Annotated in this window: 10 protein-coding genes; 4 read left to right on the top strand and 6 right to left on the bottom strand. The window is 65.7% G+C overall.

What is annotated here, in order from left to right; genetic code table 11:
* Nucleotides 1-16: 16 nt before the first annotated feature.
* Nucleotides 17-1171, bottom strand: coding sequence for an iron-containing alcohol dehydrogenase (locus JQ635_RS32145; RefSeq protein WP_211413800.1), 1155 nt, complete (start codon nt 1169-1171; stop codon nt 17-19).
* 369 nt (nt 1172-1540) lie between these two features.
* Between JQ635_RS32145 and JQ635_RS32140 the strand changes: the two genes are divergently transcribed.
* From JQ635_RS32140 to JQ635_RS32130, 3 genes are all read left to right on the top strand, one after another.
* Entirely contained in the window at nt 1541-2746 is a 1206-nt protein-coding gene (locus JQ635_RS32140; RefSeq protein ID WP_211413799.1) for an efflux RND transporter periplasmic adaptor subunit, read from the top strand.
* Nucleotides 2743-5907 carry an efflux RND transporter permease subunit gene (locus tag JQ635_RS32135; protein WP_211413798.1) on the top strand — a complete coding sequence of 1055 codons (3165 nt, stop codon included), beginning with the start codon at nt 2743-2745 and terminating at the stop codon, nt 5905-5907. Before JQ635_RS32140 ends, JQ635_RS32135 begins: the two co-directional genes overlap by 4 nt.
* A 324-nt stretch (nt 5908-6231) precedes the next feature.
* Nucleotides 6232-7425, top strand: coding sequence for an ABC transporter substrate-binding protein (locus JQ635_RS32130; RefSeq protein WP_211413797.1), 1194 nt, complete (start codon nt 6232-6234; stop codon nt 7423-7425).
* 248 nt (nt 7426-7673) lie between these two features.
* On the opposite strand, the gene JQ635_RS32125 is transcribed toward JQ635_RS32130, so the two are convergent.
* The 4 genes from JQ635_RS32125 to JQ635_RS32110 all read right to left on the bottom strand — a co-directional run bounded on the left by JQ635_RS32125 (nt 7674) and on the right by JQ635_RS32110 (nt 12334).
* The gene (locus tag JQ635_RS32125; RefSeq protein ID WP_211413796.1) at nt 7674-8060 is read right to left on the bottom strand and encodes an MAPEG family protein; all 387 of its coding nucleotides are present in this window, start codon (nt 8058-8060) and stop codon (nt 7674-7676) included.
* Nucleotides 8061-8149: 89 nt separating this feature from the next.
* Nucleotides 8150-9232 carry a lipocalin-like domain-containing protein gene (locus JQ635_RS32120; protein ID WP_211413795.1) on the bottom strand — a complete coding sequence of 361 codons (1083 nt, stop codon included), beginning with the start codon at nt 9230-9232 and terminating at the stop codon, nt 8150-8152.
* Nucleotides 9222-11684 carry an ABC transporter permease gene (locus JQ635_RS32115; protein WP_211413794.1) on the bottom strand — a complete coding sequence of 821 codons (2463 nt, stop codon included), beginning with the start codon at nt 11682-11684 and terminating at the stop codon, nt 9222-9224. The genes JQ635_RS32120 and JQ635_RS32115 overlap by 11 nt, the downstream gene beginning before the upstream one ends.
* Nucleotides 11681-12334, bottom strand: coding sequence for an ABC transporter ATP-binding protein (locus tag JQ635_RS32110; RefSeq protein WP_211413793.1), 654 nt, complete (start codon nt 12332-12334; stop codon nt 11681-11683). The genes JQ635_RS32115 and JQ635_RS32110 overlap by 4 nt, the downstream gene beginning before the upstream one ends.
* Nucleotides 12335-12481: 147 nt before the next feature.
* On the opposite strand from JQ635_RS32110, the gene JQ635_RS32105 reads away from it, so the two are divergent.
* Complete coding sequence (locus JQ635_RS32105; RefSeq protein WP_211413792.1) at nt 12482-13816, top strand: MFS transporter; 1335 nt, start codon at nt 12482-12484, stop codon at nt 13814-13816.
* 235 nt (nt 13817-14051) lie between these two features.
* Here the strand turns inward: JQ635_RS32105 and JQ635_RS32100 are convergent, their stop codons facing one another.
* Nucleotides 14052-15770, bottom strand: a complete 1719-nt coding sequence (locus tag JQ635_RS32100; protein ID WP_211413791.1) for an N-acyl-D-amino-acid deacylase family protein — start codon at nt 15768-15770, stop codon at nt 14052-14054.
* Between the last annotated feature and the right edge of the window lie 253 nt (nt 15771-16023).

The raw sequence follows: 16023 nt of genomic DNA, 5'->3' as shown, positions 1-16023 counted from the left end.
TATCCTCCGGCTTGGATCATGCGGCGAGAAGCAGGATTTCGCGGATATCGGCGGGACCTGCGATCTTGCGCGGGTTGCGCGGGATCCAGTTCGTGCGCATGGCCTGTTTGGCGATGGCGTCGAAATGCTCCGGCGACACGCGCACGTCCGCGAGGCTGCGCGGCATGCCCAGCGAGCGGATGAAGGCATCGAGCACGTCGGCGGCGTCATGGCCGGGAAAGCCCATCGCGGCGGCGACGATTACCTGGCGCTCGGCATTGTCGCGCGCATTCCAGCGCATCACCGCCGGCAGCATGACGCAGGAGGTGTGGCCGTGCGGCACGCCGAAGGCGGCGCCCAGCACGTAGCCGATGCCGTGGCTCGCGCCCATCGGCACGCCGGCGGCGAGCGCGCCCATCGACAGCCAGGTCCCGATCTGCGCGTCCATGCGTGCGTCGAGATCGCTGGGGTCGGCCTTCACCCGCGGCAGCGCATCGGCAAGCATGGCAAGGCCCTTGACCGATTGCGCATCGGCGTAGGGGTGCGTCTCGCGCGAGCAGATCGCCTCGACACAATGGTCGACGGCGCGGATGCCGGTCGACAGGAATAGCCATTCCGGCGTGTGTACGGTGATAGCGGGGTCGAGGATGGTCGCGCGCGGCACGGCGAGCGGATGCCGCAGCATCTGCTTCACGTTGGTGCTGCGGTCGGTGACGCCGGCGATTGATGAGAACTCGCCGCCGGCAATCGTGGTCGGCACGCTGACCTGGCGCACGGTCGGCGCGTTCATCTCGGGCGCGACGCCCTTGTGCACGCGGATACGCTCGATGCCCTCGATTGTGTCAATGCCGTTGGCAAGGCAGAGCTGCACCGCCTTGGCGCCGTCGGTGATCGAGCCGCCGCCGACGGTGACGATCAGGTCGGCACCCGCCTCACGCGCCGCATTGGCGGCGGCGATCACCGCCTCGCGCGGCGTGTGCGCCGGCATGGCGTCGAACAGGCCGGCGCAGCGCGGGCCGAGCGCGTCCTTGATTTTCGTGATCTCGTCGGTCTGCCGGTTCAGCGTCCCTGAGACCATCAGGAAGGCGCGGCGGGTTCCCAGCCGGTCCATCTGCGCGACGATGGCGCCGGCCGCCGGATGGCCGAAAACGACCTCCTCGATCGCGCCGTAAACGACACGTCCCTGGTGCACGCCTGTCCTCCCTGGACAATTCGTCTTGTTTTGTAAGCAGAAGTCTAGCCGAGCGGCCGCCGCCCGTCATGTGCGAAGACGCTGGCCATCTTCCTTACCCTCGCCCTCCAGGGGAGGGTGGTAAGTGCAACGCGGAAATCGCGCGCTCCATTCATGAGCCCCGCGAATAAGTCCAATCGCATTCCGCCCGCTAATCATCGTGCGCGAGGCCGGCTAATGCCCCTGTCAACCCGCCATCCGGCCAGGGCGCTCGTTTGAGCATTGCACGCGCATTGGTCTTGAAGTGTTCATCATTGCCGCCCATCCTGTAGGGCCCGCGCGATGGCGAATACCCTGCTTTTTCCGCGGTTTTTTGAGTGAGGACCTGGGATGACTGGACCGGACGGAAGCGAGCCGTTTGTCAAAAAGCACGATTTCGTTCAGTTGCGACATTACGCAGTAGCGAGCCTCCTCGCCGCTTCATTCGCGCTCGCCGGCTGCGGACAGCCAACTTCGCAAGCGTCTGCGCCGCCGCCCGCGCCCGTGACCGTCGCCCAGCCGGTCAAGCGCACCGTCACCGATTGGGACGAGTTCACCGGCCGCTTCGAGGCGGTCGAGGAGGTGCAGGTGCGCCCGCGCGTCGGCGGCTTCGTCAACTCGGTCGAATTCCAGGATGGCGCCATCGTGCGTCAGGGCGATCTGCTCTACGTCATCGACCCGCGTCCGTTCGAGGCGGTGGCGGAGCAGGCCGACGGCCAGCTCTCCGACGCCCGCGCCAAGGTCGAGCTGGCCAAGCGCGAGCTCGACCGCGGTTTGAACCTGGTGCAAACCAGCGCCGTGTCCGAGCAGGTCGTCGACCAGCGCCGCCAGGCCTTGCAGGCCGCCCACGCCGCGGTGACGCAGGCCGAGGGCGTGCTGAAGGCCGCACGACTCAACATCGAATTCACGCATGTGACCGCGCCGCTCACGGGCCGCGTCAGCCGCCATCTCGTCAGCCCGGGCAATCTCGTGCAGGGCAGCGATACCGGCACCTCGACGCTGCTGACCTCGATCGTCGCGCTCGATCCGATCTACGTCTATTTCGACATGGATGAGGCGACCTTCATCAAATACAGCAAGCTGTGGTTCGAAGGTAAGCGCCCGAGCTCGCGCGATACGGCGAACCCGGTGCAGGTGACTCTCGCCGGCGAGACCAAGCCGTCGCATGAAGGCACCATCAACTTCCTCGACAACCGCCTCGACGTCTCCACCGGCACGCTGCGCAGCCGCGCCGTCATCAAGAACACCGATCTGTCGATCCTGCCCGGCCAGTTCGGCCGCGTCCGCCTGATCGGCAGCGCGCCCTACGAGGCGCTGCTGATTCCTGACGTTGCGATCGCGACCGACCAGTCCCGCAAGATCGTGTTCGTGGTCAAGCCTGATGACACCGTCGAAGCGCGGCCCGTCGTGCTCGGGCCGCTCGACGAAGGCCTGCGCGTGATCCGTGAAGGCCTGAAGGCCGACGACCGCGTCATCGTCAACGGCATCCAGCGCGCCCGCGTCGGCGCCAAGGTCGCTCCGCAGACCGCTCCAGCGCCGGCCGGTGGCAAGTCATGAATCTCGGCCGTCTCTCCATCAATCAGCCCATCCTGGCGATGGTGCTGTCGATCGTGCTCTTGATCGTCGGCGCGCTCGCCTACACCACGCTGCCGGTCTCCGAATATCCGCAGGTGGTGCCGCCGACCGTGGTGGTCACCACGCAATATCCCGGCGCCTCCGCGCAGACCGTGTCCGACACGGTCGCCGCTCCCATCGAGCAGGAGATCAACGGCGTCGAGGACATGCTGTATCTCTACAGCCAGGCGACCTCGAACGGCCAGCTCACCATCACCGTCACCTTCAAGCTCGGCACCGATCTCGACAAGGCTCAGGTGCTGGTGCAGAACCGCGTCGCGATCGCGCAGCCGCGACTGCCCGAGGAGGTCCAGCGCAACGGCGTCACCACCCGCAAGAACTCACCCGACATCCTCATGGTCGTGTTCATGCTGTCGCCCGACGACACGTTCGACCAGCTCTACATCTCCAACTACGCGCTGCTCCAGGTCCGCGACCAGCTCTTGCGCATCGACGGCGTTGGCGACATCCAGATCTTCGGCGCCCGCGACTATTCGATGCGGCTGTGGCTCGATCCCGACCGTATCGCCAATCTCGGCCTGACCTCGACCGAGGTGCTGGCGGCGATCCGCGCCCAGAACGTGCAGATCGCCGGCGGCCAGATCGCCGAGCCGCCGATTGCCGACCGCGCCTTCCAGCCGAACCTCACTTTCACGGGGCGCCTGAAGGACCAGAAGCAGTTCGAGGACATCCTGATCAAGGCCGGCTCCGACGGCCGCACGGTGCGGCTGCGCGACGTCGCCCGCATCGAGCTCGGTGCGCTGGCCTATTCCACCAACAGCTTCCTGCTGCGCAAATCGGCGGTGGCCATGCTGGTGACGCAGCGGCCCGGGTCGAACGCGCTCGCGACCGCGAAGCACATCTCCGACACCATGTCGAAGCTGAAGGAGAGCTTTCCGAGAGGCCTCGACTACAATATCGGCTACAATCCGACGGAGTTCATCGCCCAGTCGGTCCATGAGCTGATCAAGACCATCTACGAAGCGATGCTGCTCGTGGTCATCGTGGTGCTGGTGTTCCTGCAGGGATGGCGGCCCGCGATCATTCCGATCATCGCGATCCCGGTCTCGCTGGTCGGCACGTTCGCAGTGATGGCGGCGCTCGGCTTCTCCATCAACAATCTCACGCTGTTCGGCCTCGTGCTTGCGGTCGGTATCGTGGTCGACGACGCCATCGTGGTGGTCGAGAATGTCGAACGCCATCTCGAGCACGGCCTCAGCCGGCGCGATGCCGCGCTCAAGACCATGGAGGAGGTCGGCGGCGCGCTGGTCTCGATTGCGCTGGTGCTGTGTGCGGTGTTCGTGCCGACCGCCTTCCTTGGTGGCATCTCCGGCCAGTTCTTCCAGCAATTCGCCGTCACCATTGCGGTTGCGACCGCGATCTCCTGCTTCTGCTCGCTGACGCTGTCGCCGGCGCTGGCCTCGCAGATCCTCACCCCGCATGAAGAGAAGCGGCCGCCGGCGAGCTGGAATGTCATCGCGCGGGCGTGGGGTGCCTTCACCGGCGTGTTCAACCGCACGTTCGACCGGCTTTCGCACGGCTATGCCGGCCTTGCCAATTTCGTGATCCGGCATTCGGTGGTGATGCTCCTGATCTATGTCGTGCTGATCGGCAGCGCCGGCTGGCTGATCGTGACCACGCCGCAGGGCTTCATCCCGGCGCAGGATCGCGGCTACGTCATCATATCAGTGCAATTGCCCGGCGCGGCTTCGCTGGCGCGCACCACCGAGGTCGTGCGCGAGATCGAGCGGATCTCGCTGGATACGCCGGGCATCGTCCGCGTCGCGGCCTTCGCCGGCTTCTCCGGCGCCACGCGCACGCAGGCCGGCAATGCCGCGGCGCTGTTCCCGGTGTTCGACGAGCCGGAGGTACGGATGAAGAAGGGATTGTCTGCGAACGCCATCACGGTCGAGCTGCGCAAGCGCCTGTCCGCGATCCAGGGCGCCTTCATTATCGTGATTCCGCCGCCGGCCGTGCCTGGCATCGGCACCGGCGGCGGCTTTACCATCCGCATCCAGGACCGGCAGGGCCGAGGGCCTGAGCTGCTCGCCGCGGCCACCGACGAGCTTGTCGCCGCGGCGCGCAAATCGCCGTTGCTGCTCGGCCCCACGGTGTTCTCTCCGTTCTCGGCCAACACGCCGCAGCTCTTCGTCGACATCGACCGTACTAAGGCTCAGAAGCTCGGCGTGCCCATCGCCAACATCAACGAGACGATCCAGACCTATTTCGGATCGACCTATGTCAACGACTTCAACCTGTTCGGCCGCACCTATCACGTCACGGCACAAGGAGACTTCCCGTTCCGGAAAGAGCCGAGCGACCTCTCGCGCCTGCGCACCCGCAACGCCTCCGGTGACATGGTGATGCTCGGCAGCGTGGTCGAGTTCAAGGACGTCTCGGGTCCTGACCGCGTCGCGCGCTACAATCTCTATGCGGCGTCCGAGCTGCAGGGTGAGCCGGCGCCGGGCACCAGCTCGACCACCGCGCTCAACACCATCAAGAAGCTCGCGGACGATACTTTGCCAAGCGGCTTCACCTTCGAATGGACGGATCTGTCGTATCAGCAAGTCACCGGCGGCAATGCCGGCCTGCTCGTGTTCCCGATCTGCGTGCTGTTCGTCTATCTCGTGCTCGCCGCGCAATATGGCAGCTGGACGCTGCCGTTCGCGGTGATCCTGATCGTGCCGATGTGCTTGCTCGCGGCCACCATCGGCGTCCGCATCATGGGGCAGGACGTCAACATCCTCACTCAGATCGGCTTCGTCGTGCTGGTGGGACTGGCGGCGAAGAACGCGATCCTGATCGTCGAGTTCGCGCGCGACATCGAGAACGAAGGCAAGCCGCGGCTGGAGGCCGTGATCGACGCCTGCCGCCTGCGCTTGCGGCCGATCCTGATGACCTCCTTCGCCTTCATCCTCGGCGTCTTGCCGCTGGTGATCTCGACCGGCTCCGGCTCCGAGATGCGCCAGGCCGTCGGCGTCGCCGTCTTCTTCGGCATGATCGGCGTCACCCTGTTCGGGCTTCTGTTCACGCCGATCTTCTACGTGGTGGTGCGGAACCTCGCGGAAGGACGGCGGGACAAGAAGCCGGAGGTGGTGGCCTGACGAGTTGCCGGTTGGAGTGGGATGGCGCTTCAACACTCTCGGTGTCGTCCCGGCCTAGCGCGCAATTGCGCGCGCGGGGCCGGGACCCATAACCCCAGGGAGAAGTTGTAGCGCGAAGCTGGCAACCACGAGTCTTCGCCAAACTCCTCCCTGTGGTTATGGGTCCCGGATCAGCGCTCCGCTTCGCTGCGCTTGTCCGGGACGACACCGATTGTGTGGTGCGCCGTTCATACTAACGACCAACATGCAATGGATGGGCACGCACGGGGTTCTTCACTAGTATCCGCGCGATTTCAAAACAGAACACTGCTGGGAGCTAACAGAATGAAATCACCCCTTTTGGTCGCCGTCGCAACCTCGGCCCTGCTGCTGGCAGCGTCGGCGTCCGCGCAAGGTGTCAAGATCGGTATCCTCAACGACCAGTCCGGCGTCTACGCCGATTACGGCGGCAAATGGTCGGTCGAAGCGGCCAGGATGGCGATCGAGGACTTTGGTGGCGAGGTGCTCGGCCAGAAGATCGAGCTCGTCACCGCCGACCATCAGAACAAGCCGGATCTGGCGACCTCGATCGCGCGGCGCTGGTACGACGTCGAGAATGTCGACATGATCACGGAGCTGACGACCTCATCGGTCGCGCTCGCGATTCACGAGCTGTCCAAGGAAAAGAAGAAGATCGACATCGTCGTCGGCGCCGCGACCTCGCGCCTCACCGGTGATGCCTGCCAGCCCTATGGCTTCCACTGGGCCTACGACACCCGCGCGCTTGGCGTCGGCACCGGCGGTGCATTGACCAAGGCCGGCGGCGACACCTGGTTCTTCCTCACCGCCGACTACGCCTTCGGCTACGCGCTGGAGAAGGACACCGCCGAGATCGTCACCGCCAATGGCGGCAAGGTGCTCGGCTCGGTGCGCGTGCCGCTCAACTCCTCGGACTTCTCATCCTTCCTGCTGCAGGCGCAGAGCTCCAAGGCGAAGATCGTCGGCCTCGCCAATGCCGGCCTCGACACCACCAACTCGATCAAGCAGGCCTCCGAATTCGGCATCGTCGCCAGTGGCCAGAAGCTCGCCGGCCTGCTGATGACGCTCGCCGAAGTGAACGGCCTCGGCCTGCAGGCCGCGCAAGGCCTGGTGCTGACCGAGGGCTATTACTGGGATCTCAACGACAAGACACGCAATCTCGGCGAACGCTTCCTCAAGCGCACTGGCCGGATGCCGAGCATGATCCACGCCGGTACCTATTCGGCGACGCTGAGCTACCTGAAGGCCGTCAAGGCCGCCGGCACCAAGGATCCGGATGCGGTCGCCAAGAAGCTGAAGGAGCTGCCGGTCGACGACGACTTCGCGCAGGGCGGCAAGGTGCTCGAGAACGGCCGCATGGTCCACGACATGTACCTGTTCGAGGTCAAGAAGCCCTCGGAGTCGAAGAAGCCCTGGGACTATTACAAGCTCCTCGCCACCGTCCCCGGCGACAAGGCCTTCTTCACTGCCAAGGAAAGCGGGTGTCCGCTGACGAAGTAGTGGAAGAGGGCACAGCGAGCGCCACACCCTCACTGTCGTCCCGGACAAGCGGAGCCCAGGCAACGCGCCAGCGTTGTCGGGAGCGTAGCGCCGATCCGGGACCCATAACCACAGGCAGACGTGGTTACGGGGACTGGGAGTGATCAGCTCGCGCCAAACTACTTCCTGTGGTTATGGGTCCCGGATCGGCGCGCGCTTGGGGCGCGCTTGTCCGGGACGACGGCGGAATGTGTGGCGGCGTCGTTGCCTCACACCAACCGCAACACCACCGCCCCCAGCGCCCCCGCCCACAGCGCAATCGCGGCGAGCGCCTGGATCGCAAATCCCGGGCCGCGCTTTGCGGCGGCCTGCGAATAGCCGATGAAATAGACGATGCGGCCGATGATCCACACCGTACCGAGTCCCGCTGCAATCGCGTCGCTGATATAGGCCGCGAACAGCCAGAGCGCCGGCAGGACAATCGGCATCCACTCCAGCGTGTTCATCTGGATGCGGAAGGCGCGCTCGAAATCCGGATGGCCCGACATCGCCGGCACCTTGACACCGGTCCTCGACCGCGCGCGCGAGACGTTGATGCTGGTGAAGAAGTAAAATGCAATTGCCAGCAGCGTGACGAGGGCGGTGAGATGATACATCGCGAATTTCCCCAGAGCGTTTTCCAGCGAAGTGGATACCGGTTCGCGTAAAGAAAACGCGTCAAACTAGAATCCAGGCAGACCGCGCTTCAATACCCGGTCAGCTCGAGATAGCCAACGCCGTCATGCGTGCCGGCAAAGCTGATCGGCCCTTCCCAATAGGAGAAGCCGGTCCCCATCCAGGCATTCGGATTGAGCGGCTTGCACACAATCGAGAACGAGCGCGAGGGGATCGCGATCTGCCATTCCACCGGCAGCTTGCGTCCGGCAACCTCAGCCGTTGCCTTTGGTGCCATCTGGATGTCGCCGCCCGCAATCATCTGCGTCTCGCCGACGGCGCTGATCCAGTTGCCGAACGGATAGTCTTTGCCGTCCTTCTGCCGCAGCCGGTACAGCATCAGCTTGTCGCCGGTCGACAAATGCAGCGACAGCCAGTCCCAGCCGGTCTGATCAGTGTCGAGCGGCTGGCTGCTCCATTCGCGGTCCATCCAGGCCTGCCCCGTGACATCGACCGGCTTGTCGTCGATGCTGAGCGTTCCGCGCGCGCGGTAGAACGGCTGGCTGTAATAGTAGGACGCTTGCCCGCGCTCCGACTTGCGGCTGAAGCCGCGATCGCCCTGCAGCACCACCGGACGATCGGCCTCCAGCGTCAGCGCATAGCTGAAGTCCGTGCCGGACGCTTTCAGCGTCAGCGGTGCCAGGGTGCGATCGTCGGTGCGCTCAAGACCCTTCATCTCCCAATCGTCGATCCAGGCCGCGAACGGCTTTGCCGTGACGCTGGCCTGCCCGATGCCGCCGCGCGAAAACGCCTCGCTGAAGCGATGCGTGCCGGCGCGCGTCACCGCCGCGTGTGCCATCCAGATATGTTGATTGGCCCAGCCTTCGCCTTGCGGACCCGGCTGCGCCGCCTGGCGGAACAGCGTCCATTGCAGGCCGCAGGCCGCGCCGCTGCTATCTGTGAGATTCGCCGTGAGATACCACCACTCGATGCGAAATTCCGGATGCGGCCCATGATCTCCGGGGAAGGCGAATGTCTTTCCCGGCGTGACTCTGGCAAAGCCGTCGGCGGTCTCGCCAAGTCCGGCATAGCCTTGCGCTTGCGCCGGGCGTGCGAGAGCGAGTGCGGCGATGCCGCCGGCAAAGGCGCGCCGCGATATTTTGTCAGCGCTCATTGGCAAACACCTTGACGAGGTTCGCCGGCTGCATCCGCGCCAGCCGCAGCATCGGCAGCAGCGCGGCAAGCAGCGAGGCCAGCAGCGCGACCGCGACCAGCTCGATCAGCTGCAGCGGGAATACATGGAACGGTAGCCGCCAGCCGAACGCTTTCACGTTCACGATCGCAATCAGGCACCACGCCACCACCAGTCCAAGCGGTACGGCCAGCAGTGCCGTGAACAGTGCCACCGACAGCGTCTTGGTCAATTCGATCGCGGCAAGGCGCGGCCGCGTCAGGCCGACCGCCCACAGCGGGGCGAGTTGCGGCAGACGAGAATTCGCCAGCGTCAGCAGGCTGGTCAGCAGCGCAATGCCGGCGACGCCGAGCGTAAACGCGTTCAGGGCCGAGGTCACCGCAAAAGTGCGGTTGAAGATGCGGATCGATTCCGCCTTCACCGTCGCCTGATCCGCGACGCTGCGGTCGTCGAGCGCAAACTGCTTCTGCAACGCCGCGATCAGGCCGGGGATGTTTTCCTTCGCGACAATGAGCCCGATCCGCGTCTGCGGCGTTTGCGGAAAATGCCGGATCAGCGCCGCGACGTTGACGGCGAGCTGGCCCTTTGGGTTGCCGTAATCGGCATAGATGCCGACGATGTCGAGCTCCCAGCTCCCGCCCGGCGCCGGCACTTCGATCACGTCGCCGACGCGGACGTTGAGGCGGCGGCTCAGCTGCTCGCTGATGAAGGCGGCATTGCCCGGTACGAGCTGGGTCCAGGTGCGCGGTGCAGTCTCCAGCAGCGGCCAGCGCTCGCGATAGAGCGGGTGATCGGGCAGGCCGAACAGCTCCACCGGCTGGCCCTGCACCTGCGTCTCGGCGCGTCCGCCCGACAGGATCGCCTGAACCTCGCTGCGCTCCTTCAGCCAGTTGCGGATCGCGACACCTTGTGCGTTGTCGGAGGCACTGATGTAGACGTCGGCCGCGAGCCGTCCGTTGAGCCAGCCAATGAAGGTGCGGCTGAACGTTTCCACCATGGTGGAGACCCCGACATTGACGGCGAGTGCGAGCAGCAGCGCCATCAGCGCCAGTGACAGCCCCGAGAGCTGCTGCCGGCTGTCCGCCCAGAACCATAGCGCGATCGGCCCTCGCGCGCTGCGCTGGCCGACGAGCAGGATGATGTCGAGGAACGCCGGCAGGATCAGCGCAGCGCCAAGCATCAGCGCTGCCAGCACGCCAAAACCTGCGATCAGCGATTCACCGTAGTGGAGCAGCAGCAACGCCACCGCGAACACCATGCACGCCGCAACGCTTTGTAAGACCAGCCAGCGGCGCTGCCGCTGTTGCCAGGCGCGCGGCTGCGCCGTGGCCAGCACCGGCATCCTGATCGCCTTGATCAGGCTGGTCGCCGCGGCAACAAGCGCGCCGGCAACGCTGATGCCGATGCCGGCGAGCCACCATTCGCCTTGCAAGCTAAGCTGCCCCGGGATCTGCGCGCCATAGAGTCCGCGCAGTGACGCCGCGACATCAGGCAATAGCGCAGCCGCGATGAAATAGCCGCAGACGAGCCCGATCAGTCCCGCCACCAGCGCCAGCGCCACCAGCTCGATCACCAGCACCGTGTTGACCAGCCGCGCCGAGGCGCCGCAGGCCCGCAAGGTGCGCAGCATCGGCAGCCGCTGCTCGAAGGCGAGGCCGACGGCCGAGTTGACGATGAAGAGGCCGACGAAGAACGAGAGCAGACCGAAGGCGGTGAGGTTGAGATGGAAACTGTCGGTGAGACGCTCCAGCTCCGTCTCCGCGGTCGGCTCGACCCGCTGCAACTGCTCGCCGACGACGCTCGCGAGCGGCGCGGGCTTGCCCTTCGGCTTGCCGATCAGCAGCCGCGAGACCTGATCCGGCTTGTTGAGCAGCCGCTGCGCCACGCCGATATCGACCACCAGCACATCAGGCACCAGCTGCGGCAGCACGCGCAGCGGCGGCAGCTTTGCGCCATTGCTGATCGGAGGTGCCGCGCCTTCCGTCTGCTGCAAATCGGTCAGCGTTTCCTTCGCCACCAATGTCTGGCCGGGCGGCGCGACAAAGCTGCTCAGATCCGCGGCACCAAGGCGCGGCGCATTGCCGACATCGACCGGCAGCGTCACCGGCTCGATGCCGAGCAGCCGCACCGAATGTCCGTTGATCTGGACGCGTCCCTCCAGCACCGGCGACACCGGCCAGCCGGCGCGACGGAGCTTGACGAACAGCTCCTGCGGGAACGTCGCGGCATTTGGCGCCACCAGCATCGCCGTGCGCACGCCGCCAAAGGTCGCCGCGGCACGATCATAGGCATTGCGGGCCTGCTGGTTGATCGCCTGCACGCCGCTCCACAGCGCGGTTGCTGCGATCAGCCCGATCAGCAGCGTCGCGAACTGCATCCCGTGGCGCCGCCAATGGCTCAGGAGCACCGCGAGGACCCACAGCGCGCGCCTCATGCGATTCGTCCCGCGTGCAAGGTGAGATGCCGGTCGAGCGTGCCGGCCAGATGCAGGCTGTGCGTCACCATCAGGAAGCCGCAGCCGGTACGCGCCACGAGGTCGCGCGTCAGCGCCAGCACGTCCTCGGCGGTGTCCTCATCGAGATTGCCGGTCGGCTCGTCCGCGAGCAGCAGCGAGGGCTTTGTCGCCAGCGCCCGGCCGATCGCGACCCGTTGCTGCTGGCCGCCCGACAATTGCTCTGGATAACGCTTGAGCAGGCCGGCGAGCCCGAGACGCTCGACCAGCTCCTTGGTCCAGGCCGCATCATGCCGGCCGGCGATCCGCGCCTGGAAGGCCAGATTGTCCGCGACCGACAGGCTCGGGATCAGGTTGAACTGCTGGAACACCAGGCCGATGCGGTCGCGCCGAAGCTCCGCGCGGCCTGCGTCCGAGAGCTTGGTGACCTCGGTGTCCCCGAGCCGGATCGAACCGCCATCGGCAGCGTCGAGCCCGGCGATCAGGTGCAGCAGCGTGCTCTTGCCGCTGCCGGATTCCCCGGTCAGTGCAACGCGCTCGCCGGCCCTGAGGTCAAGGTCGACCCCACGCAGCACGTGGACCGGCTCGCCGGCCGAGGAGAAGGTCTTTGAGAGGTTTCGGATGCTCAGCAAGATCAATGCGCCGGACGGAATTTGCCTCAATGTTGCGTAGCACACCTGCCGTGGAAATGCCGGGGTTGCGTTGGCTTTCAAGCCGTTGTTAGCTCCCAGGACGGCCAAATCAAAAAGTGCCGACAATAAAGACATATGGGGAGAATGATGAGCGCTCAGGGAACGCCCGAAATGGGCAGGACGGCAGGGGATTCCGGGGCGACGCCAAAGGGCGCCTGGACCGTTACATTTCTCCTCTTTCTCTTCATGGTGGTGAACTTCGCGGACAAGATCGTCGTCGGTCTGGCCGGCGTGCCGATCATGACCGACATGAAGCTCAGCGCCGAGCAATTCGGCCTGCTCGGGTCGTCGTTCTTCTTCCTGTTCTCGATCTCGGCCATCGTGGTCGGCTTCATCGTCAACAAGGTGCCGACGCGCTGGGTGCTGTTGACGCTGGCGGTGATCTGGGCGCTGGCGCAGTTCCCGATGGTCGGCACCGTCTCCTTCACCACGCTCTTGATCTGCCGCATCGTGCTGGGCGCCGGCGAAGGTCCGGCCTTCTCGGTTGCCGCACACGCGATCTACAAATGGTTCCCCGACGAGAAGCGCACGCTGCCGACCGCGATCCTGTCGCAGGGCTCGGCCTTCGGCGTGATCCTGGCGGTGCCGGCGCTGAACTGGGTCATCGTCAACCACTCCTGGCACTACGCCTTCGGCGCGCTCGGCGTCGTCGGCCTGATCTGGGTTTGTGCCTGGCTCGCGCTCGGCAAGGAAGGTCCGCTGGAGGACACCCAGGTCCTCGCCGTCACCGAGCCGAAGATTCCGTATGTGCAGCTGCTGACCTCGCGCACCTTCCTCGGCTGCGTGATCGCGACCTTCGGCGCCTATTGGGCGCTGTCGCTCGGCCTCACCTGGTTCACGCCCTTCATCGTCAAGGGGCTCGGCTTCTCGCAGAGCCAGGCCGGATTCATCTCGATCCTGCCCTGGGTGTTCGGCGCCACCGTCGTCATCCTCACCGGCTGGATCTCGCAGGTGATGATGGCGCGCGGCTACACCACGCGCATCTCGCGCGGTGTGCTCGGCTCGGTGCCGCTGATCATCGGCGGCCTGATCCTCGCAGGGATGGCGCATGTCGAGGGCGCCGGTCTGCAGATCGCGCTGCTCGTCGTCGGCTCGGGCCTCTGCGGTGCGATCTACGTGGTCTGCCCGCCGATGCTCGGCGAGTTCACGCCCGCCTCGCAGCGCGGCGCGGTGATCGCGATCTACGGCGCGCTCTACACGCTCTCGGGCATCATCGCGCCCAGCGTGATGGGCACCGTGATCCAGCGCGCCGGCAGCATGCTCGACGGCTACATGACGGGCTTCACCATCAACGCGGTGGTGATGGCCGCCTCCGGCGTCATCGGCCTGCTGCTGCTCTGGCCGAACACGGAAAGGGCCCGGTTGACCCGCGGTGCGGCGGCGCAAGGCACGGCGCTGAAGGGCGCGGTGTCGCCGACTTAAGGGGGGGCGCTGCTCCAACCACAACTGTCGTCCCGGACAAGCGTAGCGAAGCGGAGCGCAGATCCGGGACCCATAACCACAGGGAGTGGTGTGGGGCGAAGCTGGTAACTCCGAGTCGTCGCAAAACGATTGCTGCGGCGTATGGGTCCCGGCCCCCCGCGCGCAATTGCGCGCTAGGCCGGGACGACAGCGAGAGTGAGGCGCGGCTTTCGCGCCTCACATCTATCCCACAGCGCTAGTTTGCGCCCCCCTTCGCCCCCCGAATCAACTTCCCCGGACGCCGTCCCGTGGCCTCGCCCTGCCGCCGCGTCACCACGCCCGAGACGATCGTGGCGTCATAGCCGTCGACATCCTGCAATAGCCGCCGCCCGCCGACCGGCAGGTCGTAATGCACCTTCGGCGGATGCAGGTGCAGCCGGTCGTAGTCGATCACGTTGACGTCGGCCTTGTAGCCGGGCGCGATCAGTCCGCGACCGGTGAGGCCGACCGAGAGCGCGGTCTTGCGCGACTGCGCCGCGACCACGAACGGAATGGTGAGCTTCTCGCCGCGTTTGCGGTCGCGCGTCCAGTGCGTCAGCAGATAGGTCGGAAAGCTTGCGTCGCAGATGATGCCGCAATGCGCGCCGCCGTCGGAGAGGCCCGGCACCGATTGCGGATCGAGCAGCATCTCGCGTGTCGCATCGAGATTGCCGTCGGCATAGTTGAGGAACGGCACGTAGAGCATGCCGCGGCCCTCGTCGGACAGCATCGCGTCATAGGCGAGCTCTTCCGGCTGCCGACCCTGCTTGCGCGCCTGCGGCCCCAGCGCGTTCTCCGGTGGCTGCTCATAGTCAGGGGGATCGCCGAGCAAAAACATCTTGTCGTAGTTGGGCCGGAAGAACAGCGGATCGTCGGTCGCGGTCGCCGTCTCGCTCAAAATCGCCTTGCGCACCTCCGGCTGATGCAGGCGCGCCAGCCGCTCCTGCAGCGGCAGATGTGCGATCGCCTTGTAGCTCGGATGGGTCTGGAACGGATTGCGCGACAGCTCGAGCCCGAGCAGGAGGCCAACCGGGCGCGCCGCGATCTGCGCGGTGATGGAGAGGCCACGCTTGGCCGCCGCATTGATCTCGTCCAGCGTCTGGCGCCAGCGGTCTGGCGACTTGTCGTTCTGCGTGATCGAGAACGAGATCGGGCATTTCGTCGAGTCCGCCACCCGCAGCATCATCGGCAGGTCTTCGTGGATGGTGGAGAGGTCGAGCACGAATTGCAGCACGCTACGCCCCTGCCGATGCATGGCGCCGGCAATCGCGGTGAGCTCGTCCTCGCCGGCCTTCAGGGTCGGCGTGAAATCGCCGGTCGAGGTGCGATGGTTGAGCGTGCGCGAGGTCGAGAAGCCGAGTGCGCCTGACCGCACCGCCTCGCCCGCGAGCCTGGCCATCGCCGCATTGTCTTCCGCGGTCGAGGGATCGCGGCGCGCGCCGCGCTCGCCCATGACATAGACTCGCAGCGCGGCATGCGGCAGCTGCGCGCCGACGTCGATGTCGAAGTCGCGCTTGCTGAGCCAGTCCATGTAATCCGGAAAGCTCTCCCAGGCCCAGGGAATGCCGGCGCTCAGCACCGGCTCGGGAATGTCCTCGACGCCTTCCATCAGCTGGATCAGGCGGGTGTGGTCGGCCGGCTTGCACGGCGCGAAGCCGACGCCGCAATTGCCCATGATCGCCGTGGTAACGCCGTTCTGCGAGGACGGCGTGATGTCCTGGCTCCAGGTGACCTGGCCGTCGTAATGGGTGTGCACGTCGACGAAACCCGGCGTGACGAGCTTGCCGCGCGCGTCGATCTCTTCCTTGCCCTTGGCCGAGACTTTCCCGACCTCGCTGATCCTGCCGCCGGTGATGGCGACATCAGCCTCGAACAGCTCGCCGCCAGCGCCGTCCGCAACGGTGCCGCCGCGGATCACGAGATCAGGATTGCTCATGGTGTTTCTTCCCGTTTTGTTGTTTTGCTTTTGCTCTATCCGTCGTCCCGGACAAGCGCGCCCTAAGCGCGCGCAGATCCGGGACCCATAACCACAGGGAAAAGTTTGGCGAAGACTCGGAGTGACCAGCTTCGCGCGACAATCACTCCCTGTGGATATGGGTCCCTGCTTTCGCACTAGGGCATGCACATATCTCTGAGGCTCCATCCTGCTGCGACGGCATGGAAGTATTCGAGGCCGTTCTTGAAGGTGA

Source organism: Bradyrhizobium iriomotense (genome assembly GCF_018130765.1).
Classification (GTDB): Bacteria; Pseudomonadota; Alphaproteobacteria; order Rhizobiales; family Xanthobacteraceae; genus Bradyrhizobium; species Bradyrhizobium iriomotense_A.
This window is presented reverse-complemented; position numbering and strand designations above follow the sequence as displayed.

What these genes read in the sequence shown, in the direction of transcription:
- JQ635_RS32140 (WP_211413799.1), top strand. Translation starts at nt 1,541, where the DNA reads ATGACTGGACCGGACGGAAGCGAGCCGTTTGTCAAAAAGCACGATTTC.
- JQ635_RS32105 (WP_211413792.1), top strand. Translation starts at nt 12,482, where the DNA reads ATGAGCGCTCAGGGAACGCCCGAAATGGGCAGGACGGCAGGGGATTCC.
- JQ635_RS32135 (WP_211413798.1), top strand. Translation starts at nt 2,743, where the DNA reads ATGAATCTCGGCCGTCTCTCCATCAATCAGCCCATCCTGGCGATGGTG.
- JQ635_RS32115 (WP_211413794.1), bottom strand. Translation starts at nt 11,684, where the DNA reads ATGAGGCGCGCGCTGTGGGTCCTCGCGGTGCTCCTGAGCCATTGGCGG.
- JQ635_RS32130 (WP_211413797.1), top strand. Translation starts at nt 6,232, where the DNA reads ATGAAATCACCCCTTTTGGTCGCCGTCGCAACCTCGGCCCTGCTGCTG.
- JQ635_RS32120 (WP_211413795.1), bottom strand. Translation starts at nt 9,232, where the DNA reads ATGAGCGCTGACAAAATATCGCGGCGCGCCTTTGCCGGCGGCATCGCC.
- JQ635_RS32100 (WP_211413791.1), bottom strand. Translation starts at nt 15,770, where the DNA reads ATGAGCAATCCTGATCTCGTGATCCGCGGCGGCACCGTTGCGGACGGC.
- JQ635_RS32125 (WP_211413796.1), bottom strand. Translation starts at nt 8,060, where the DNA reads ATGTATCATCTCACCGCCCTCGTCACGCTGCTGGCAATTGCATTTTAC.